This is a genomic window from Hydrogenophaga sp. FG152, assembly GCF_057809615.1.
The window spans coordinates 535,821-555,244 of sequence record NZ_JBMDKH010000001.1; the positions used below are offsets into that span (position 1 = coordinate 535,821).

Sequence of the window (19,424 nt, forward strand, 5' to 3'; positions counted from 1 at the left end):
TGTGCCGAAATGGGGTCACATGCGGTCCTCTGCGGACCGTGGTGCGAGACCCCCACCTCCTTGAGAGCGAGACACTTGCCCATGCGAAACAACCAGCCCGTGACGCAGCAGGAATACGAGTTCGATGAACGCAGCACCCTGCTGTCGACCACGGACACGCAGAGCCACATCGTTCATGCCAACGCGGCGTTCGTGGAGGTCAGCGGCTTCACCGCCGAGGAGCTCATCGGCCAGCCCCACAACCTGGTGCGCCACCCCGACATGCCGCCCCAGGCCTTTGCCGACATGTGGGCCACGCTGCGCCAGGGCATGCCCTGGTCGGCCCTGGTGAAGAACCGGCGCAAGAACGGCGACCACTACTGGGTGCGCGCCAACGCCGCGCCGGTGATGCGCAACGGTGTGCTCACGGGCTACCTCTCGGTGCGCACCAAGCCGGGCCGTGAGGAGGTGCAGGGCGCCGAGGCGTTGTACCGGCGCTTTCGCGAAGGCCGGGCGCAGGGCTGGCGCTTCTTTCGCGGGCTGGTGGTGCGCAGCGGCCCGCTGGCCTGGCTGTCCTGGAACGGCTGGCTGGGCGTGAGCGGGCGCATCCGCCTGGCGCTGCTGCTGCCTGGCCTGGGCATGGCCGCCGCGCTGGCGTTCTCGGGCCTGCCGGCCGGGCGAGCCGCGTGGGCGGTGGGCCTGCTGGTGCTGCTGCTGACGGGGAGCGCGCTGTGGCTGCAGCGGCAACTGGCCGCGCCGCTCAAGCTGGTGCTGCGGCAGGCCCAGCGCGTGGCCAGCGGGCACGCGGGTGGGCTGGCCAGCCTGAACCGGGTGGACGAGATCGGCATGCTGCTGCTCACGGTGAACCAGTCGGCGCTGAACCTGCGCTCGCTGCTGGCCGACATGTCGACCCAGGCCACCGGGGTCTCGGTGGCCAGTGGCGAGATCGCCCACGGCAATGACGACCTCAGCAGCCGCACCGAACAGACCGCCGCCAACCTGCAGCAGACCGCGTCGTCCATGGAGCAACTGGTGGCGACCATGCGGCAGAACGCGAGCGCGGCCCAGGACGCCGCCACGCTGGCGCGCCAGACCAGCGAGGTGGCGAGCTCGGGCGGCGAGGCCATGCGGGCGATGGCGCGCACCATGGAGCAGATCACGCGCTCGAGCCACCGCATTGCCGAGTTCGTGGACATCGTGGACGGCATCGCCTTCCAGACCAACATCCTGGCGCTCAACGCCGCCGTGGAGGCCGCGCGCGCGGGTGAGCAGGGGCGGGGTTTCGCGGTGGTCTCCACCGAGGTGCGCACGCTGGCGCAGCGCAGCGCGAACGCGGCCAGGGAGATCCGCGAACTGATCGACGGCAGCCTGGCCGGCATCCGCGAGGGGGCCACGCAGGTCGAGGCCACCGGGTCGCGCATGAACGAGATCGTCGCGCAGGTGGGTGATCTGGCCCGGTTGATCACCACCGTCAATGCCGCTTCCGTGCAGCAGACGCGCGAGATGGAGCAGCTCAACACCGCCGTGAGGCGGCTCGACGAAATGACACAGCAGAACGCGGCGCTGGTGGAGCAGAGCGCCGCCGCGGCCAACGCCCTGAACCACCAGTCGCAGAGCATGAAAAGCGCGGTGGGCATCTTTGCCTGAGGAACAGACCATGTCCCCGACGCCCATGCCCGCCGCCGAAGATGTGATGCGGCGTTTCCAGATGCTGGAGATGATCGTGGAGAACACCTCCAACATGGTGGTGGTGACCGACGAGGAGCGCCGCATCACCTGGGTCAACGCCGCGTATTCGCGCATCACCGGTTGGCGCTTGGACGAATGCGTGGGCCGCCGCCCGGCCGACCTGCTGCACGGGCCGCAGACCAGCGCCCTGTCGCTCTCCCGCCTGGGTGCGATGGTGCGGCAGGGGCAGGCGGTGCGGGACTTCGAGTTGCTGAACTACAAGCGCTCGGGCGAGCCGTACTGGGTGTCGCTCAACATCGAGCCGATCCGGGACGCGGCGGGCCAGTTGAGCAGCTACGTGTCGATCCAGACCGACATCACCGAGCGCAAGAAGCGCGAGCTGCTCACCGCCGACCTGCAGCACCGGCTGGAGCTGGCGCAGCGGCTGGCGCGGCTGGGCCGCATCGAACACGACGAGGACACCGGCCGCTCGCGCTGGACCTCGGAGATCTACCGCATCCTCGGTTGCGAACGCGACGAGGAGGCGCGCGGCGTGCAGGCGTTCATGGCGCACGCCCACGAGCAGGACCGGCCGATGCTGCAGGCGGCGCTGGACGCGGCCCTGCGCTCGGGCGACGAGATCGACGTGGAGTTCCGCGTGGTCACCGCCACCGGCGCCTGCCGCTGGGTGCGCTGCCGGGGCGTGCCGCACGTGGGGTCAAACGCGGTCGAGCTGCCGCTCACGTTCTCGGTGCAGGACGTCACGCTGTACAAGAACCTGATCGAGCAGCGCCACCGCCGCAACGAAGACCTGAACCAGCAGGTGCTGATGCGCACGCGCCAGCTGGAGGAGGCCTACGGCTCGCTGGAGGAGTTCTCGTACGCGCTCTCGCACGACCTGCGCACACCGCTGCGCCACATCGCGGGGTTCGCCGAGCTGCTCAAGGAAGAGGTGAGCGCGGGTGATGTGCAGGGCAGCCTGCCGTACTGCGACAAGATCATCCGCGCCGCGGTGCAGATGAGACACCTCATCGACGGCATGCTGTCGTTCGCGCGCCTGGGCCGCAAGGGCATGAAGGTGGGGGCGGTCGACATGGCCGCGCTGGTGGACGAGACCGTGACGGCGCTGGCGATCGATGCCGGCATGAAGAAACTGCGCTGGCGCATCCAGCCCGGCCTGCCCACGGTGCAGGGCGACCCGGTGCTGCTGCGCGAGGTGTGGGTCAACCTGCTGGACAACGCAGTGAAGTACGCGTCTCACCGCGAGGTGATCGAGATCGAGGTGGGCTGGCGCGCGCTGCCCGATGGCACCGAGTTCCACGTGAGCGACAACGGCGTGGGCTTCGAACCGGGGCAGGCGGAGCGGCTGTTCGGCATGTTCCAGCGCCTGCACAGCGACCCGCGCTTCGAGGGCGCGGGCATCGGGCTGGCGCTGGTGCGCCGCATCGTGGAGTACCACGGCGGGCGCATCTGGGCCGATGCCTGCCCCGACCAGGGGGCCAGCTTCCATGTGTTCCTGCCCTTGACGGTGGCGCCGGACGTCCCCGACGAGGCCCACAGGCGGCCCGAGGACGCGCCGCCCGTGGGCCGCAGCGCCTGAACAGGCCCTACATCCAGAGCGCGCGCCAGGCCAGCCGGGGGAGGTCGCTCTTGTGCAGCGTCACGCGGGTCTGCCAGCTGCGGTGGTGTTGGGCGGCGATGCCGTCGAGGATGCGCAGGCCGCCTTGCACCACCAGGCGCAGTTCCCAGCCGGCGCGGCCCGGCACGCGGTGCACCAGGGGTGCGCCCTGCTGCATGAGGCCACGCGCGCAGGCGCAGAGCTCGGCCACCACGGCCTGCATGGCCTGTTCCTTGCTGCCATGGTTCGATTCGAAGTCGGCCACGGCCACGCCCTGGCGCCGCAAGGTGTCGGCCGGCAGGTAACAGCGCCCGCGCGGCAGGTCCACGCTGATGTCCTGCCAGAAGTTGATGAGTTGCAAGGCGCTGCAGATCTGGTCGCTCTGGCGCAGCGAAGCCTCGTCGCGCACCCCATACAGATGCAGCAGCAGGCGACCCACCGGGTTGGCCGACAGCCGGCAGTAGGCCAGCAGCTCGGGGGTGTCGGCATAGCGGTGACCACTCGCGGTGTGGCGCACGTCTTGCTCGAAGGCGCTGAGCAGGTCGTGCAGGCATTGAGCGGGCAAGGCATGGCGGCGCACGGCCTTGCCCAGCGCGCGGAAGATGCCGGGCCAGCGCGCTTCGGGCATGTCCAGCGTGGAGCGCGAGGTGGGTTGCAGGCAGCGGTGCAGTTCGGCGCGGTAGGCGGCCAGGTCGGCCAGGCGCTGCGCCGCGTCGGCATTGCCTTCGTCGGCGATGTCGTCGGCCGCGCGGGCGAAGTGGTAGATGGCGCCCACGGCCGGGCGCAGCGCCGGCGGGCACAGCCAGGAGGCGACGGGGAAGTTCTCGTAGTGCCCGACACCCGAGCCCAGCGGCGTCGCGTCAGCCCCGTTGGATGACGTTTTTGTCATGAAGAAGGTTCATGGATTTGATCTACAATTTTGATTACTAACCGGTCAGTCATTAGTGTAGGGCGCCATGAGCGCTCTTTCACGCCCCTGTGTTTCCACCCCCGCATCCGCCTGCAACACCATGAAAACACCGCATTTTGTCCTGATCGTGAACGCCGCCCTGGTCCTGTCCGCCTGCTCCCGCCCGCCCGCGCCGCAGGAGCCGATCCGCTCGGTCAAGCTGCTTACCGTAGGAACGGGCAATGTGGTGGCGCGCAGCGAGTACGCCGGTGAGGTGAGGGCGCGCACCGAGTCGCGCCTGGGCTTCCGGGTGGGCGGCAAGCTGGTGCAGCGCCCGGCCGAGGTGGGGCAGCGGGTGAAGCCGGGCCAGTTGCTGGCGCAACTGGACGCGCAGGACCTCGCGCTCTCCAGCCAGGCCGCGCAGGCCCAGGTGAGCGCCGCGCAGACCCAGCGCGACCTCGCCGCCGCCGACCTCAAGCGTTACCAGGACTTGCAGGCCCAGGGCTTCGTGAGTGGCGCCGAGATCGAGCGCCGCCAGGCCACGCTGCAATCGGCCGAAGCCACCCTGCGCCAGGCCAAGGCCCAGGGCGCGGTGCAGGGCAACCAGGCCGGCTACGCGCGCCTGCTGGCCGATGGCGCAGGGGTGGTGCTGTCGGTGGACGCCGAAGTGGGGCAGGTGGTGGCCGCCGGCACGCCGGTGGTGCGGGTGGCGCGCGATGGCGCGCGCGATGTGGTCATTGCCGTGCCCGAAGACCGGGTGGCCCAGATGCGACCCGGCGCCACCGCGCAGGTGCGGCTGTGGGCCGGCGCGGGCGCGGCCCCCGGCGCTGTGGCGCCGCTGGAGGCGAGGGTGCGCGAAGTGGCGGCCAGTGCCGACGTGGCCACGCGCACCTACCAGGTCAAGCTCTCGCTGCCCGATGGAGCCGCTGTGCCGCTGGGCGCCACGGCCTATGTGACGCTGGGCGGCGCGAGCGACGCGCCCGCCGTGATCAAGCTGCCCACCAGCGCGTTGGCGCGTTCCGACCAGGGCGACCGCCAGGGCTCGGCCGTGTGGGTGTTCGACGCGGCCGCCAGCACGGTGCAGCCGCGCCCGGTGCAGGTGGCTGGCGCCGATGGCAACGAGATGGTCATCGTGGCCGGGCTCAAGCCCGGTGAGGAAGTGGTGGCCACCGGGGTGCATGTGCTCTCGCCGGGGCAGAAGGTCACGCGTTTCACCGCCGCCGCCACGCAGTGAGGCCCGGCATGAACGACGCCTCACCGACGACGAACAACGCCGGCGAACCCGCCGGCTCCTGGGTCTCGCGCTTCAACCTGTCGCAATGGGCGCTGGACCACCAGGCCTTCACCCGCTACCTGATGATCGTGCTGATGGTGCTGGGCGTGGCGGCCTACTTCCAGCTCGGCCAGGACGAAGACCCGCCGTTCACCTTCCGTGCCATGGTGGTGCGCGCCTACTGGCCTGGCGCCACCGCCGAGCAGGTCGCCGAGCAGGTGGCCGACCGCATCGAGAAGACGCTGCAGGAAGTGCCCTACGCGGACAAGATCCGCAGCTACTCCAAGCCGGGCGAGACGCTGATCATCTTCCAGCTCAAGGACTCCTCGCCGCCGCAGGAGGTGCCGCAGATCTGGTACACGGCGCGCAAGAAGGTGGGCGACATGCGCGCCACCTTGCCGCAGGGGGTGGTGGGCCCGTTCTTCAACGACGAGTTCGGCGACGTGTACGGCGTGATCTACGCGCTGCAGGGCGAAGGTTTCTCGCCGGCCGACAAGAAGCAGGTGGCCGACGACGTGCGCCAGCGCCTGCTGCGCGTGAAAGATGTGAGCAAGGTCGAGCTGTTCGGCGTGCAGGACGAGAAGCTCTACATCGAGATCTCGCAGAAGCGCCTGGCCACGCTGGGCCTGAACCTGCAGCAGGTGCTGGACGCGCTGGGGCAGCAGAACGCGGTGGAATCGGCCGGCGCGGTGCAGACGCCGCAGGACGTGGTGCAGGTGCGCGTGGCCGGTGCCTTCAACTCGGTGGAGCAGTTGCGCGCCATGCCGATCCGCGCGTCCAACGGCACGCAGATCCGCCTGGGTGACATTGCCAGGATCGGCCTGGGTTACGTGGACCCGCCGCAGGTGCTGGTGCGCCACGAAGGGCAGGACAGCATCGCGCTGGGCATCTCGATGGCCAAGGGTGGCGACATCATCGCCCTGGGCAAGGCGCTCAAGACCACCGTGGCCGGCATCGAGGCCACGCTGCCCGCGGGCATGACGCTGGCCCAGGTGCAGGACCAGCCCAGCGCGGTGACCAACTCGGTCAACGAGTTCGTGAAGGTGCTGATCGAGGCCGTGGTGATCGTGCTCGCGGTGAGTTTCCTGGCACTGGGCCTGCACCGGCGTCCGGGCGGGCGGGGACTCAAGCGCTACGTGCTGGACATGAGGCCCGGCATGGTGGTGTTCATCACCATCCCGCTGGTGCTGGCCATCACCTTCCTGGCCATGAACTACTGGGGCATCGGCCTGCACAAGATTTCGCTGGGCTCGCTCATCATCGCGCTGGGCCTGCTGGTGGACGACGCCATCATCGCGGTGGAGATGATGGTGCGCAAGCTCGAAGAGGGCTACGACATGATGCGCGCGGCCACCTTCACCTGGGACGCCACGGCCATGCCCATGCTGACGGGCACGCTGATCACGGCCGCGGGCTTTCTGCCGATCGGCCTGGCCAATTCCACCACCGGTGAGTACACCTTCGCGATCTTCGCGGTGACGGTGCTCGCGCTGGTGATTTCGTGGGTGGTGGCGGTGCTGTTCGTGCCCTACCTGGGCGTGGTGCTGCTCAAGGTGAAGCCGCACGCCGAGGGCGAGCCGCACGAGGTCTTCGACGGCCCGTTCTACGTGCGTTTCCGCGCCGTGGTGGACTGGTGCGTGCAGCACCGCTGGTTGACCATCGGCGCGACCATCCTGACCTTCGTGCTCGGCATTGTCGGGATGGGCTCGGTGCAGCAGCAGTTCTTCCCCGATTCGAGCCGGCCCGAGATCCTGGTGGACATCTGGCTGCCCGAGGGCAGCAGCATGCCCGCCATGGACGAGGTGACTCGCCGCGTGGAAGACCGGTTGGCCAAGGAAGAGGGCGTGCGCAGCGTGACCACCTGGGTGGGCTCGGGCGTGCCGCGCTTCTACCTGCCGCTGGACCAGATCTTCCCGCAGACCAACGTGTCGCAGATGATCGTGCTGCCCCAGGACCTGAAGACGCGCGAGCGCCTGCGCAAGGCCTTGCCGGCCTTGCTGGCGACCGAATTCCCCGAGGTGCGCGGCCGCGTGAAGCTGTTGCCCAACGGCCCACCCGTGCCCTACCCGGTGCAGTTCCGCGTGGTAGGCACCGACCCGCAGGTGCTGCGCGGCCTGGCCGACGAGGTGAAGCAGGCGATGCGCGAGAACCCGAACATGCGCGGCGTGAACGACAACTGGAACGAGTCGGTGAAGAAGCTGCGGCTGGAGGTGGACCAGGCCAAGGCGCGCGCGCTGGGCGTGTCGAGCCAGTCGATCGCGCAGGCCTCGCGCACCCTGCTTTCGGGCACCACGGTGGGCCAGTACCGCGAGGGGGACAAGCTGATCGACATCGTGCTGCGCCAGCCGCTGGATGAGCGCGACGCGATCACCAGCCTGGCCAATGCGTATCTGCCCACGGCGAGTGGTCAGGCGATTCCGCTGTTGCAGATCGCCAAGCCGGTGTTCGACTGGGAGCCCGGTGTGTTGTGGCGCGAGAACCGCGACTATGCGATCACGGTGCAGGGTGACGTGGTCGAGGGCTTGCAGGGCGCGACGGTGACGGCCGAGCTGCAGCCCAAGCTCAAGGCGATCAGCGACGGCTGGGCCGCTCGGGGTTTGAGCGCGTACCACATCGAAGTGGCGGGCGCGGTGGAGGAGAGCAGCAAGGGCTCGGCTTCGATCGTGGTGGGCGTGCCCTTGATGTTGTTCATCGTGTTCACGTTGCTGATGCTGCAATTGCAGAGTTTCAGCCGGTCGATGCTGGTGTTCCTGACCGGGCCGTTGGGCATGGCGGGGGTGGCGGGGGCGTTGCTGTTGTTGAACCGGCCGTTCGGTTTCGTGGCTTTGCTGGGGGTGATTGCCTTGATGGGGATGATCCAGCGCAACTCGGTGATCCTGATCGATCAGATCGAGCAGGACAGGGCGCGCGGTGTGCCGGCCTGGGACGCGATCGTGGAAGCGGCTGTTCGGCGGATGCGGCCCATCGTGTTGACGGCCGCGGCGGCGGTGCTGGCGATGATTCCGCTGTCCCGCAGTGTGTTCTGGGGGCCGATGGCGGTCGCGATCATGGGGGGGCTGATTGTGGCGACGGTGTTGACCTTGCTGGCTTTGCCGGCCATGTACGCGGCCTGGTTCCGGGTTCGACGGCCTGCCTGAGTTTCGTTCTCTCTCTCTGAGACCTCGCGGGCGCATGGGTGTTCGGCACTCTGCTCCGCGGGTGTCCCCCGACCCGGCTTCGCCGGGTCTCCTCCTTTACCCCGCTGCGCAGAGCACCGAACACCCATGCGCCAGAAGGAGTCGGTGTACCCATGCTTCGCATGCCCATAGGTCATCGGCGCGGGTGGGCGGAGGGCGCAGCGAAGTAAAGGAGGAGACCCGGCGCAGCCGGGTCGGGGGACATGAGCGGAGCCCTCCGCCCGCCCGTGCCGATGACCGCTCCACCCGGAGAAAAACATCGACAACAATAGGCCGCATGCGCCTAAGACACATCGAAGTTTTCAACGCGGTGATGCTCACCGGCAGCGTGAGCGCCGCCGCCCGCATGATCAACGTCACGCAACCCGCCGTGAGCCGCACGCTGCAGCACGCCGAGATCCAGCTCGGCTTCCAGCTGTTCCAGCGCGTCGGCGGGCGCCTGAGGCCCACCGCCGAAGCGCAAACCCTGTACCCCCACATCGAACGCCTGTTCGCCCAGCTCGACGAAGTGCAACGCCTCTCCGCCAGCCTCAAGGCCGGCCGCGGCAAAGGCGAGCTTCGCGTGCTCACCGTGCTCGCCCTGAGCTACGAAGTCTTCCCGCGCGCCATGCGCCTGTTCCGCGAAAAACACCCCTCCGTGCGCGTTCACCACGAAGCGCTGCATTCGCCCCAGATCATCTCCTCCCTCGTGCTGCAGGAAGCCGACGTGGGCTACGTCTTCAGCGCCGTGTCGCACCCCGCGCTCGTGCAGGAACAACTGGCCGACCGCCACGTCGTGTGCGTGGTGCCCAAGGGCCTGCTGACCGCGCGCCACGTCAAGGCCGGCACCATCACGCTGACGCAACTCTCCAAACTCCCCGTGATCGCCCTCGACGGCCAGGACCCGCTGGGCCTGCTGCTGGCCCACACCGTGCGCGACAGCGGCGCCGGGCTCAAGGAAGTGATGACCGTGCAGACCTACCACGTGGCGCTGGCGCTCGCGCACCACGGCGTGGGTGTGGCCATGGTGGAGAGCTGCACCGCCGCCTCGGCCGACCTCGCCAAGGTCGACGTGCTCAAGCTCGAACCCACCGTGCCCACCACGGTGCGCATGCTGCGGCCCACCGCGCGGCCGAATTCGCTGACCACGCGCGCCTTCACACGCTGCATGCAACAGGCGCTGCTGGAGACGGCTGGCTGAGTTTCAGAGCCCGCTCTGGCGCAGCTGTGCCGCGAGCCGCTGCGCGCTGCCGAAGGCCAATGTGAAACCCAGGGCACCGTGTCCGGTGTTGAACCACAGGTTGTCGGGCCCGCCGCGCAGCCGTCCCAGCACCGGCAGCCCGGTGGGCGTGGCCGGCCGCAGCCCGGCCCAGGGCCGCAGCTCGTCGCTGCAGCGCGCGTCGGGGAACAGGGCCTGGGCGCTGGCCACCAGCGAGTCGATGCGGTCGACGGGGATGTGCGTGTTCTCACCCACCAGTTCGGCCATGCCGGCCACGCGCAGGCGCGAACCCAGGCGCGCGAACACCACCTTGCGCGCGGCATCGGTCACGTTCACACGCGGCGCCGCACCAGGTGCCTCGCTCACGTCCAGCGTGAGGCTGTAGCCCTTGAGCGGGTAGACCGGCACGCGCAGGCCCAGCGTGCGCGCCAGCGGGTGCGAGGCGGTGCCGAGCGCGACCACGAAGGCATCGGCCTCGATCGGGCCGCGCGGGGTGTCGGCCGCCACGATGCGATCGACCGAGCGGGTGAGCCGGGTGACCGGCGTGTCGAACGCGAAGCGCACGCCCTGCGCGAGCAACAGGCGCAGCAGCTCCAGGCAGACCTGGTGGCAGTCGGCCGCGCACTCGCTGGGCGTGTGGATGGCGCCCGCGAAGCGCGGCGCGTAGCCCGCCAGCGCGGGTTCGATCGCCACGCATTCGGCGGGCGAGAGCGCGTGCTGCGGCGGACTGCCGAGTTCGCGCTGCAAGGCCATCTGGCGGCGCGCGGCGGCGAAGCTGGCCTCGTCGGCGCACAGCACCAGCTTGCCGGTGGCGGAGAAGTCGCAGGCGATGCGTTCCTCGGCCATCAGGCGTTCGAAGCCGGCGCGGCTCTCGGCCGCCAGCGCCAGCAGGCTGGCCGTGGTGCGCCGCGACACGCTGGCGCGGCAGGCGGCCAGGAACTGCAGGCCCCAGGCCCATTGGTGCGGGTCGGGCTGCAGGCGCAGCTTCAGCGGTGAATCGGCCGCGAACAGCAGCTTGGGCAACTGGCGCCAGATGCCCGGGTCGGCCAGCGGTTGCACGTAGGCGTAGCTCAGCTGCGCACCATTGGCCGCGCTCGCGCCGGTGCCAGCCTGCGCCCGGTCGACCACGGTGACCTCGAAGCCCTCGCGCCGCAACTGCCAGGCCGCCGCCAGCCCGACGATGCCGGCACCGAGCACGCACACGTGGGGGCGCCGTGGGGAGGAAGCGTTCATGGGGCGAACTGTAGGCAAGCCGCGCCAGAGCGAAAAATGCCAATCGCGACAAGGCCCATGCCGCGAACTCATGGACAGGCCATAACCGGAAGGCATGGAGCGGGGTGAAAAAGGCATTTTTCCCAGGGCGCCGACGCTGCCTACACTGCGCCTGAATTGCTGTCCCCACCCCGTCCTTCCTGCATGAGTTCCACCCGAGTCTTCCACCGCCAGCTGCACCGCCCCATGCCCTTTGCCGTGAGCGGCCAGGGCATCACCCTGACCGACCAGGCCGGCAAGACCTACCTCGACGCCTCGGGCGGCGCGGCCGTGTCCTGCCTGGGCCATGGGCACCCCGATGTGCTGGCTGCGATGCACGCGCAGATCGACCAGCTGGCCTATGCGCACACCAGCTTTTTCACCACCGAAGTGGCCGAGGAACTCGCGGACGTGCTGATCGATTCGGCGCCGGCGGGCATGAGCCACGTGTATTTCGTGAGCGGTGGCTCCGAGGCGGTGGAGGCCGCGCTGAAGATGGCGCGCCAGTATTTCGTGGAGATCGGGCAGCCGCAGCGGCGGCACTTCATCGCCCGTCACCAGAGTTACCACGGCAACACGCTGGGCGCGCTGGCCGTGGGCGGCAACGCCTGGCGGCGCGAGCAGTTCAAGCCGCTGCTGATCGACGTGACGCACGTCTCGCCGTGCTACGAGTACCGCGACCGCCGCGCCGACGAAACCGCCGAGCAGTACGGCCAGCGGCTGGTGGCCGAGCTGTCCGACGCGATTGACCGCCTGGGTGGCGAGAACGTGATGGCCTTCGTGGCCGAGACGGTGGGCGGCGCCACGGCGGGTGTGCTCACGGCCGTGCCCGGCTACTTCAAAGGCGTGCGCGAGCTGTGCGACCGCCACGGCATTCTGTTGATCCTCGACGAGGTGATGTGTGGCATGGGCCGAACCGGCACCCTGCATGCCTGCGAGCAGGAGGGTGTGGTGCCCGATCTGATGACCGTGGCCAAGGGCCTGGGCGGTGGCTACCAGCCCATCGGCGCGGTGCTGGCGCAGGGCAGGGTGGTGGATGCCTTCCGGCAGGGCAGCGGCCTGTTCCAGCACGGCCACACCTACCTGGGCCACGCGATCGCCTGCGCAGCCGCGCTCGCGGTGCAGCGCGTGATCCAGCGCGACGGCCTGCTGGCGCAGGTGCGCGGGCGCGGGCAGCATCTGCACTCGCTGTTGCAACAGGCTTTCGGCGACCACCCGCATGTGGGCGACATCCGGGGGCGTGGCCTGTTCTGGGGCATCGAGCTGGTGGCCGATCGCGGCAGCCGGCAGTGGTTCGACCCCGCGCGCAAGCTGCACGCCCGCATCAAGAGCGAGGCCATGGCCGGCGGCCTGATGGTCTATCCCATGGGCGGCACGGTGGACGGCCGCTGCGGCGACCACGTGCTGCTCGCGCCGCCCTTCATCAGCACGCCCGACGAACTCGAGCAGATCGTGGCGCGGCTGGCCAACGCCATCGACCGCGCGGTGGCCGCCTGATGGGGGAAAACCCCGTCGCCGTCGCAGCGGGTCTGCACGAAGCTTGCTTGCTCGTGACAAGACCCTTGTGTTCGCACCAAGTTTGTTCCACCCCGTCGAAACCTTCAGGAGCCTTCCGCATGAAAAAGATCCCTCTCAGCCTGAGCACCCTGGCCGCCGCAGCCGCCCTGATGACGCCCATGGCACCGGCCCAGGCGCAGCAGAAGTTCATGACCATCGGCACCGGCGGCGTGACAGGGGTGTATTACGCGGCGGGCGGCGCGATTTGCCGGCTGGTGAACAAGGACCGTGCCAAGCACGGCATCCGCTGCTCGGTGGAGTCCACCGGCGGCTCGGTGTTCAACGTCAACACCATCAAGGCCGGTGAGCTGGACCTGGGCTTCACCCAGTCCGACGTGCAGTTCAACGCGCTCAAGGGCGTGGGGCAGTTCAAGGACGCGGGGGCCTATGGCGACCTGCGCGCGGTGTTCGCGGTGCACCCCGAGCCCTTCACGGTGGTGGCCCGCAAGGAAGCCAACATCACCAAGTTCGAGGACTTCAAGGGCAAGCGATTCAACGTCGGCAACCCCGGCTCGGGCACGCGCTCGTCCATGGAAGAGCTGCTGGCCGGCATGGGCTGGAAGCTGAGCGATTTCTCGCTGGCCTCCGAACTCAAGGCTGACGAGCATGGCCCCGCGCTGTGCGACGGCAAGATCGACGGCTTCTATTACGCGGTGGGCCATCCGAGCGCCAACATCCAGGACCCCACCACCTCGTGCGGCGCCAAGCTGGTGTCCATCACCGGCCCGGCCGTGGACAAGCTGGTGGCCGAGAAGCCCTACTACGCCAAGGTCACGCTGCCCGGCGGCCTCTACCCGAACAACCCGCAGCCCACCCAGACCTACGGCGTTTCTGCCACCGTGGTGGCGTCGAGCAAGACCTCGCCCGAGACCGTGTACCAGGTGGTCAAGGCGGTGTTCGACAACTTCGACGAATTCAAGAAGCTGCATCCCGCGCTGGCCAACCTGACGCCCGAGGGCATGGTCAAGGACGGCCTGAGCGCCCCGCTGCACGAGGGTGCGCTCAGGTTCTACAAGGAAAAGGGCTGGGTCAAGTGAAGTAGAGGCAACGGCCCGGAGCGCGCATGAGCACCGACATCGAAAAGGCCCCGGAGGCCCTGCAGCAACTCGTGGCCGACAGCGACACCGGTGGGCGAAAGCCCACCGGGTGGACCGCCGGTGTGGTGTTCACCGTGTGCCTGCTCTGGGCGCTGTTCCAGTACTGGTACGCCTCGCCGCTGCCGTTCGAGCTCGGCATCGGCATCCTCAACGACACCGAGGCACGCGCCATCCACCTGGCGTTCGCGTTGTTCCTCGCGTTCCTGGCCTGGCCGGCGTTCAAGCGTTCGCCGCGCCACCGGGTGCCGGCCGGGGACTGGCTGCTGGCGTTGGCGGCGGCCTTCTGCGGCGCCTACATCATGCTGTTCTACGCCGAGCTGGCCACGCGACCGGGTCAGCCCAACAGCATGGACATCGCGGTCGGTTTCACCGGTGTCGTGCTGCTGCTGGAGGCCACGCGCCGCGCGGTGGGATGGCCCATGGCCGCGTTGGCCGCCATCTTCCTGGCCTACTGTCTGCTCGGGCCGCACCTGCCCGAGGTGCTCTCGCACAAGGGTGCTTCGGTGAACCGGCTGATCTCGCACATGTGGCTCACCACCGAAGGGGTGTACGGCATTGCCCTGGGGGTTTCCGCTGGCACCATCTTCGTCTACGTGCTCTTCGGCGCGCTGCTGGACCGCGCCGGCGGCGGCAACTACATGATGCAGGTCAGCTTCGCGGCCCTGGGCCATCTGCGCGGTGGGCCGGCCAAGGTCGCGGTGGTGTCCTCGGCGCTCAACGGCATGATCTCCGGCTCGTCGGTGTCCAACGTGGTCTCGGGAGGCATCTTCACGATCCCCTTGATGAAGAAGGCCGGTTACGGTGGCGTGAAGGCCGGGGCCATCGAAACCATGAGTTCGGTCAATGGCCAGATCATGCCGCCGGTGATGGGCGCGGCCGCATTCCTCATGGTCGAGTACGTCGGCATCCCCTACGCCGACATCGTCAAGCACGCCTTCCTGCCCGCCACCCTGTCCTACATCGGGTTGCTCTACATCGTGCACCTCGAAGCGCTCAAGCTCGGCATGCAGCCCATCGTGCAGGCCGTGGCCCGGCCGTGGCGCGTGCGCGTGATGCGCAACGCCATCGGCATCGCGGGCAGCATCGTGGTGGTGTGTGCGGTGTACTACCTGCTGCAGACCCTCAAAGCGGTCATGGGCGCGGCCGCACCCTATGCCGTCACGGCGGTGGTGCTCGGGCTCTACCTGTTTTCGGTCTACCAGGCCGCGCGCTGCCCGGACCTGCCCGAGGACATCGACATCGATCACCCCAAGCCGCTGCAGACCTGGCCCACGGTGCGCGCCGGCCTGCACTACCTCATGCCGATCGCGGTGCTGATCTGGTGTCTCATGGTCGAGGAAATGTCACCCGCGCTCTCGGCCTTCTGGGCCGTGACGGTGCTGGTGGTGCTCATGCTCACCCAGCGCCCGTTGATCGCGCTCTTTCGCAGGACCAGCGGCGCGGGCACCTGGATGCAGGGCTGGCGCTCGGTGGTGGACGGCTTCAACGATGGCTCGCGCAACATGATCGGCATCGGCGTGGCCACCGCCACGGCGGGCATCATCGTCGGCGCCATCACACTCACCGGCCTGGGGTTGCGCATGACGGAGTTCGTCGAGTTCGTGGCGCAAGGCAACGTGATGATGATGCTGCTCTTCATCGCCTTCGTGTGCCTGGTGCTGGGCCTGGGTGTGCCGACCACCGCCAACTACGTGCTGGTGGCCACGCTCATGGCGCCGGTGGTGGTCGAGCTTGGCGCGCAGAGCGGATTGATCATCCCGCTGATCGCGGTGCATCTTTTTGTCTTCTATTACGGGATCATGGGCGACATCACGCCTCCGGTGGGACTGGCCACGTTTGCGGCGGCGGCGATCTCGGGCGAAGATGCGATCCAGACCGGCGTGCAGGGCGCGATCTACGCGCTGCGCACGGTCATCCTGCCTTTCATCTGGATCTTCAACCCGCAACTGTTGCTCATCAATGTGCACGGCACGGCCGAGCTGATCCGCCTGCTGCTGGCCTGCACGCTGGCCACGTTGCTGTTCGCGGCATTGACGATGAACTGGTTCCGGGTGAAAAGCCGCTGGTGGGAAACGGCGCTGCTGCTTGTCGCCGTGGTGCTGCTGTTCCGCCCCGACTATTTCATGGACCGCATCGCGCCCGAGTACCGGCAGGTGCCTGCGGCCCAGGTGTACGACGTGGCGCGCGACACCGCCAGCGATGACCGGGTCGTGATGGTCATCCAGGGCACGACCATCGAGGGCGACGACGTGGTGAAGACGGTGGCCGTGCAACTTGGAGAGAAGGGCGAGGAGGGGCGCAAGCGCCTGAGCGACGCGGGCCTGCAGCTCGTGCCGTTGGGCGGGGCGGTTCAAATCGGGCAGGTCAAGTTCGGCACGCGCGCGGCCAAATCCGGCTTCGAGCAGGGTTGGGACGTGACTGGTGTCCAGGTACCCAACGACAGGCCCACACCCCACTGGTTCTACCTGCCGGCGCTGCTGCTGGTGGCGCTGGTCTGGTGGAGCCAGGGCCGGCGCATGGCCCTGCCACGCGCCTTGAAGGTGGCCTGACATGCGCATCGCCCTGATCCATGCGCTGGCCCACTCGGTCGCGCCCATCAACGAGGAGCTCGCGCGCGCCTGGCCGGAGGCCGGGCGCATGAACCTGCTCGACGACAGCCTGTCGGCCGACCTGGGGCGCGATGGCAAGGGACTGGACGCGGCGATGCACCAGCGCTTCGAATCGCTGGCGGCCTATGCCGAGGGCACCGGGGCCAACGCCATCCTGTTCACCTGCTCGGCATTCGGTTCGTGCATCGAGGCGGTGGCGGCGCGGCGCCCGCACATGCCGGTGCTCAAGCCCAACGAAGCCATGGTGGCCGAAGCCGTGGCCGTGGCGCGCGGCGGCCGCATCGGGCTGGTGGCGTCCTTCGCGCCCACCCTGACTTCCATGCCGCCGGAGTTCCCGGCCGGCACCGAACTGGTCACCTGCCTGGCCGAAGGCGCCATGGACGCCCTCAACCGGGGCGACGACGCGGGCCACGACGCGCGCGTGGTCGAGGCCGCGCGCTGGCTGGTGGGGCAGGGCTGCGACGTGATCGCGCTGTCCCAGTTCAGCATGGCGCGCGCGCAGCTGGCGGTGCACAAGGCGGTGGGCTTGCCGGTGCTCACCACGCCCGGCAGCGCAGTCCGGGCCCTGCGGCGCCGCCTGGGGGCCTGAGGCTGTCCGGCCGGGGTGGGCGCTGCAGCTACAATCTAAGGTTGCCGTGAAGTGGACAACCGGCCGTCCAGCGCTGCTTTTGCGTTGCACCGGAAAACCCCCTACGAGGCGCGCGGGTGGCGAAATTGGTAGACGCACCAGGTTTAGGTCCTGACGCCAGCAATGGTGTGGGGGTTCGAGTCCCCCCCCGCGCACCACACCACAGACAAACAGACAGACCCCCCGGGTCGGCCAGACAGGCTGGTTGACCGACACCCTTTTGGAGAATGCCATGACCGTGAACGTTGAAACCCTGGAAAAGCTCGAGCGCAAGATCACGCTGACGCTGCCGGCCGATGTGATCCAGAAAGAAGTGTCCAACCGCCTCAAGCGCATCGCGCGTGATGTGAAGATGGACGGTTTCCGTCCCGGCAAGGTGCCGATGAACGTCGTGGCCCAGCGCTATGGCTACTCGGTGCACTACGAGGTCATGAACGACAAGGTCGGTGAAGCCTTCGCCACCGCCGCCAACGAAGCCCAGCTGCGCGTGGCCGGCCAGCCCAAGATCACCGAGAAGGAAGGCGCGCCCGAAGGCCAGCTGACCTTCGACGCCGTCTTCGAGGTGTATCCGCAAGTCAAGATCGACGACCTGACCACCGCCTCGGTGGAAAAAGTGGCCGCCGAAGTGGACGACGCCGCCATCGACCGCACGCTGGAGATCCTGCGCAAGCAGCGCCGCACCTTCGCGCAGCGCGCGCAGGACCAGGCCGCCCAGGACGGCGACCGCGTCACCATCGACTTCGCCGGCAAGATCGACGGCGAGCCCTTCGAGGGCGGCAAGGCCGAGGCGTTCCAGTTCATCGTCGGCGACGGCCAGATGCTCAAGGAATTCGAAGACGCCGTGCGTGGCATGAAGACCGGCGAGTCCAAGACCTTCCCGCTGGCCTTCCCCGCCGACTACCACGGCAAGGACGTGGCCGGCAAGACCGCCGACTTCCTGGTCACGGTCAACAAGATCGAAGCCGCCAACCTGCCGGCCGTGGACGAAGCCTTCGCCAAGTCCCTGGGCATCGCCGACGGCACGGTGGAAGGCCTGCGCGCCGACATCCGCAAGAACCTGGAGCGCGAAGTCAAGTTCCGCCTGCAGGCCCGCAACAAGCAGGCCGTGATGGACGCCCTGGTGGCCAAGGCCGAGCTGGATCTGCCCAATGCGGTCGTGCAGTCCGAGCTGGAGCGCCTGGTGGAAGGCGCCCGCGCCGACCTGAAGCAGCGCGGCGTGAAGGATGCCGATAAGGCGCCGATCCCCGAAGAGCTGTTCCGCCCGCAAGCCGAGCGCCGCGTGCGCCTGGGTCTGGTGGTGGCCGAACTGGTGCGCGCCAACGAGCTGCACGCCAAGCCCGAGCAGATCAAGGCTCACATCGAAGAGCTGGCCGCCTCCTACGAGAAGCCGGCCGACGTGGTGCGCTGGTACCAGGGCGACAACCAGCGCATGGCCGAGGTGGAAGCCATCGTGATCGAGAACAACGTCACGGAGTTCGTGCTGTCCAAGGCACAGATCACCGAAAAGTCGGTCAGCTTCGACGAATTGATGGCCCAGGCCTGATTTCCCGCCCGGCGGGACGTTGGAACAGGGCGGAGCGATCCGCCCTTTCTTTTTCGGGTTTGCCCCCCACCTGGAGGTACCTCCCTCCGCCTGTCCTGCGGTCGTCCCGGTCAAGCCACCGGTCGCCGTGGGGCCACATGGGGTTGGTTACAGTAGTGACATGGCAAGCATCAACACACGGAGTACAGCATGAGCGCAATGGACATTCAAGGTTTGGGCATGGTGCCCATGGTCATCGAGCAGTCGGGCCGCGGCGAGCGTGCGTACGACATCTATTCGCGCCTGCTCAAGGAGCGCGTGATCTTCCTGGTGGGCCCGGTCAATGACCAGTCGGCCAACCTGGTGGTGGCGCAGCTGCTGTTCCTGGAAAGCGAAAACCCCGACAAGGACATCTCGTTCTACATCAACTCCCCGGGCGGTTCGGTGAGCGCTGGCATGGCGATCTTCGACACCATGAATTTCATCAAGTCGGACGTGTCCACGCTGTGCATCGGCATGGCCGCGAGCATGGGCGCGTTCCTGCTGGCCGCCGGCGCCAAGGGCAAGCGCTTCGCGCTGCCGAACTCCAAGGTCATGATCCACCAGCCGCTGGGCGGCACCCAGGGCCAGGCCACGGAAATCGAGATCCACGCCCGAGAAATCCTCAAGACGCGCGAGCAGCTCAACAAGATCCTGGCGGAGCGCACCGGCCAGCCGCTGGAGAAGATCGAGCGCGACACCGAGCGCGATTACTACCTCTCGGCCGCCGAATCGGCCGAGTACGGCCTGATCGACAAGGTCATCGAAAAGCGCCCCGGCGCTGTCTGACCCCGTCCTGGCCATGGCCACCCATGGGCCGCCAAACCCGGGAGACGGTGCCAAAACCGGCGCTTTTCCCCCGTTTGGCCCCTATGGGGCTTGAACTATCATTGTTGTTACCGCTTCATCCGAGCCCCCAG

13 protein-coding genes and 1 tRNA gene are annotated in these 19,424 nt (G+C 68.4%); 12 read left to right on the forward strand and 2 right to left on the reverse strand.

Annotated features, from left to right (window positions below; genetic code table 11):
* Window positions 1-81 precede the first annotated feature (81 nt).
* Entirely contained in the window at window positions 82-1,626 is a 1,545-nt protein-coding gene (locus tag ACODTB_RS02605) for a methyl-accepting chemotaxis protein (RefSeq protein WP_291115317.1), read from the forward strand.
* A gap of 10 nt (window positions 1,627-1,636) precedes the next feature.
* The gene (locus tag ACODTB_RS02610) at window positions 1,637-3,247 is read left to right on the forward strand and encodes a sensor histidine kinase (protein ID WP_291115319.1); all 1,611 of its coding nucleotides are present in this window, start codon (window positions 1,637-1,639) and stop codon (window positions 3,245-3,247) included.
* A gap of 7 nt (window positions 3,248-3,254) precedes the next feature.
* Here ACODTB_RS02610 and hpnC read toward each other — a convergent pair whose 3' ends face one another.
* Window positions 3,255-4,154 (reverse strand): squalene synthase HpnC, encoded by a 900-nt coding sequence (gene hpnC / locus ACODTB_RS02615; protein ID WP_291115321.1) that lies wholly within the window; start codon window positions 4,152-4,154, stop codon window positions 3,255-3,257.
* 121 nt (window positions 4,155-4,275) lie between these two features.
* Here hpnC and ACODTB_RS02620 point away from each other — a divergent pair, with 121 nt between their 5' ends.
* The 3 genes from ACODTB_RS02620 to ACODTB_RS02630 all read left to right on the forward strand — a co-directional run bounded on the left by ACODTB_RS02620 (window position 4,276) and on the right by ACODTB_RS02630 (window position 9,783).
* Entirely contained in the window at window positions 4,276-5,388 is a 1,113-nt protein-coding gene (locus tag ACODTB_RS02620; protein ID WP_291115323.1) for an efflux RND transporter periplasmic adaptor subunit, read from the forward strand.
* An 8-nt stretch (window positions 5,389-5,396) separates the two neighbouring features.
* Window positions 5,397-8,564 carry an efflux RND transporter permease subunit gene (locus ACODTB_RS02625; RefSeq protein ID WP_291115325.1) on the forward strand — a complete coding sequence of 1,056 codons (3,168 nt, stop codon included), beginning with the start codon at window positions 5,397-5,399 and terminating at the stop codon, window positions 8,562-8,564.
* A 316-nt stretch (window positions 8,565-8,880) separates the two neighbouring features.
* Window positions 8,881-9,783 (forward strand): LysR family transcriptional regulator, encoded by a 903-nt coding sequence (locus ACODTB_RS02630; RefSeq protein WP_291112440.1) that lies wholly within the window; start codon window positions 8,881-8,883, stop codon window positions 9,781-9,783.
* 3 nt (window positions 9,784-9,786) lie between these two features.
* On the opposite strand, the gene ACODTB_RS02635 is transcribed toward ACODTB_RS02630, so the two are convergent.
* On the reverse strand, window positions 9,787-11,034 hold the full coding sequence (locus ACODTB_RS02635) for a D-amino acid dehydrogenase (RefSeq protein WP_291112442.1): 1,248 nt from the start codon (window positions 11,032-11,034) through the stop codon (window positions 9,787-9,789).
* Window positions 11,035-11,217: 183 nt separating this feature from the next.
* On the opposite strand from ACODTB_RS02635, the gene ACODTB_RS02640 reads away from it, so the two are divergent.
* The 7 genes from ACODTB_RS02640 (at window position 11,218) to clpP (ending at window position 19,293) form a co-directional block, all read left to right on the forward strand.
* A complete protein-coding gene (locus ACODTB_RS02640) occupies window positions 11,218-12,549 on the forward strand; it encodes an aspartate aminotransferase family protein (protein WP_291112444.1) in 1,332 nt (443 codons plus the stop codon).
* A 119-nt stretch (window positions 12,550-12,668) separates the two neighbouring features.
* Entirely contained in the window at window positions 12,669-13,646 is a 978-nt protein-coding gene (locus ACODTB_RS02645; protein WP_291112446.1) for a TAXI family TRAP transporter solute-binding subunit, read from the forward strand.
* A 26-nt stretch (window positions 13,647-13,672) separates the two neighbouring features.
* Window positions 13,673-16,255, forward strand: coding sequence for a TRAP transporter permease (locus ACODTB_RS02650; protein WP_291112448.1), 2,583 nt, complete (start codon window positions 13,673-13,675; stop codon window positions 16,253-16,255).
* A gap of 1 nt (window position 16,256) precedes the next feature.
* Window positions 16,257-16,904: an aspartate/glutamate racemase family protein gene (locus tag ACODTB_RS02655; RefSeq protein ID WP_291112450.1), complete on the forward strand. Its 648-nt coding sequence runs from the start codon at window positions 16,257-16,259 to the stop codon at window positions 16,902-16,904.
* Window positions 16,905-17,014: 110 nt separating this feature from the next.
* Window positions 17,015-17,101 (forward strand) — tRNA-Leu (locus ACODTB_RS02660).
* 74 nt (window positions 17,102-17,175) lie between these two features.
* Window positions 17,176-18,486, forward strand: a complete 1,311-nt coding sequence (tig, locus tag ACODTB_RS02665; RefSeq protein WP_291112452.1) for a trigger factor — start codon at window positions 17,176-17,178, stop codon at window positions 18,484-18,486.
* 189 nt (window positions 18,487-18,675) lie between these two features.
* A complete protein-coding gene (gene clpP / locus ACODTB_RS02670) occupies window positions 18,676-19,293 on the forward strand; it encodes an ATP-dependent Clp endopeptidase proteolytic subunit ClpP (protein ID WP_291112454.1) in 618 nt (205 codons plus the stop codon).
* Window positions 19,294-19,424 lie beyond the last annotated feature (131 nt).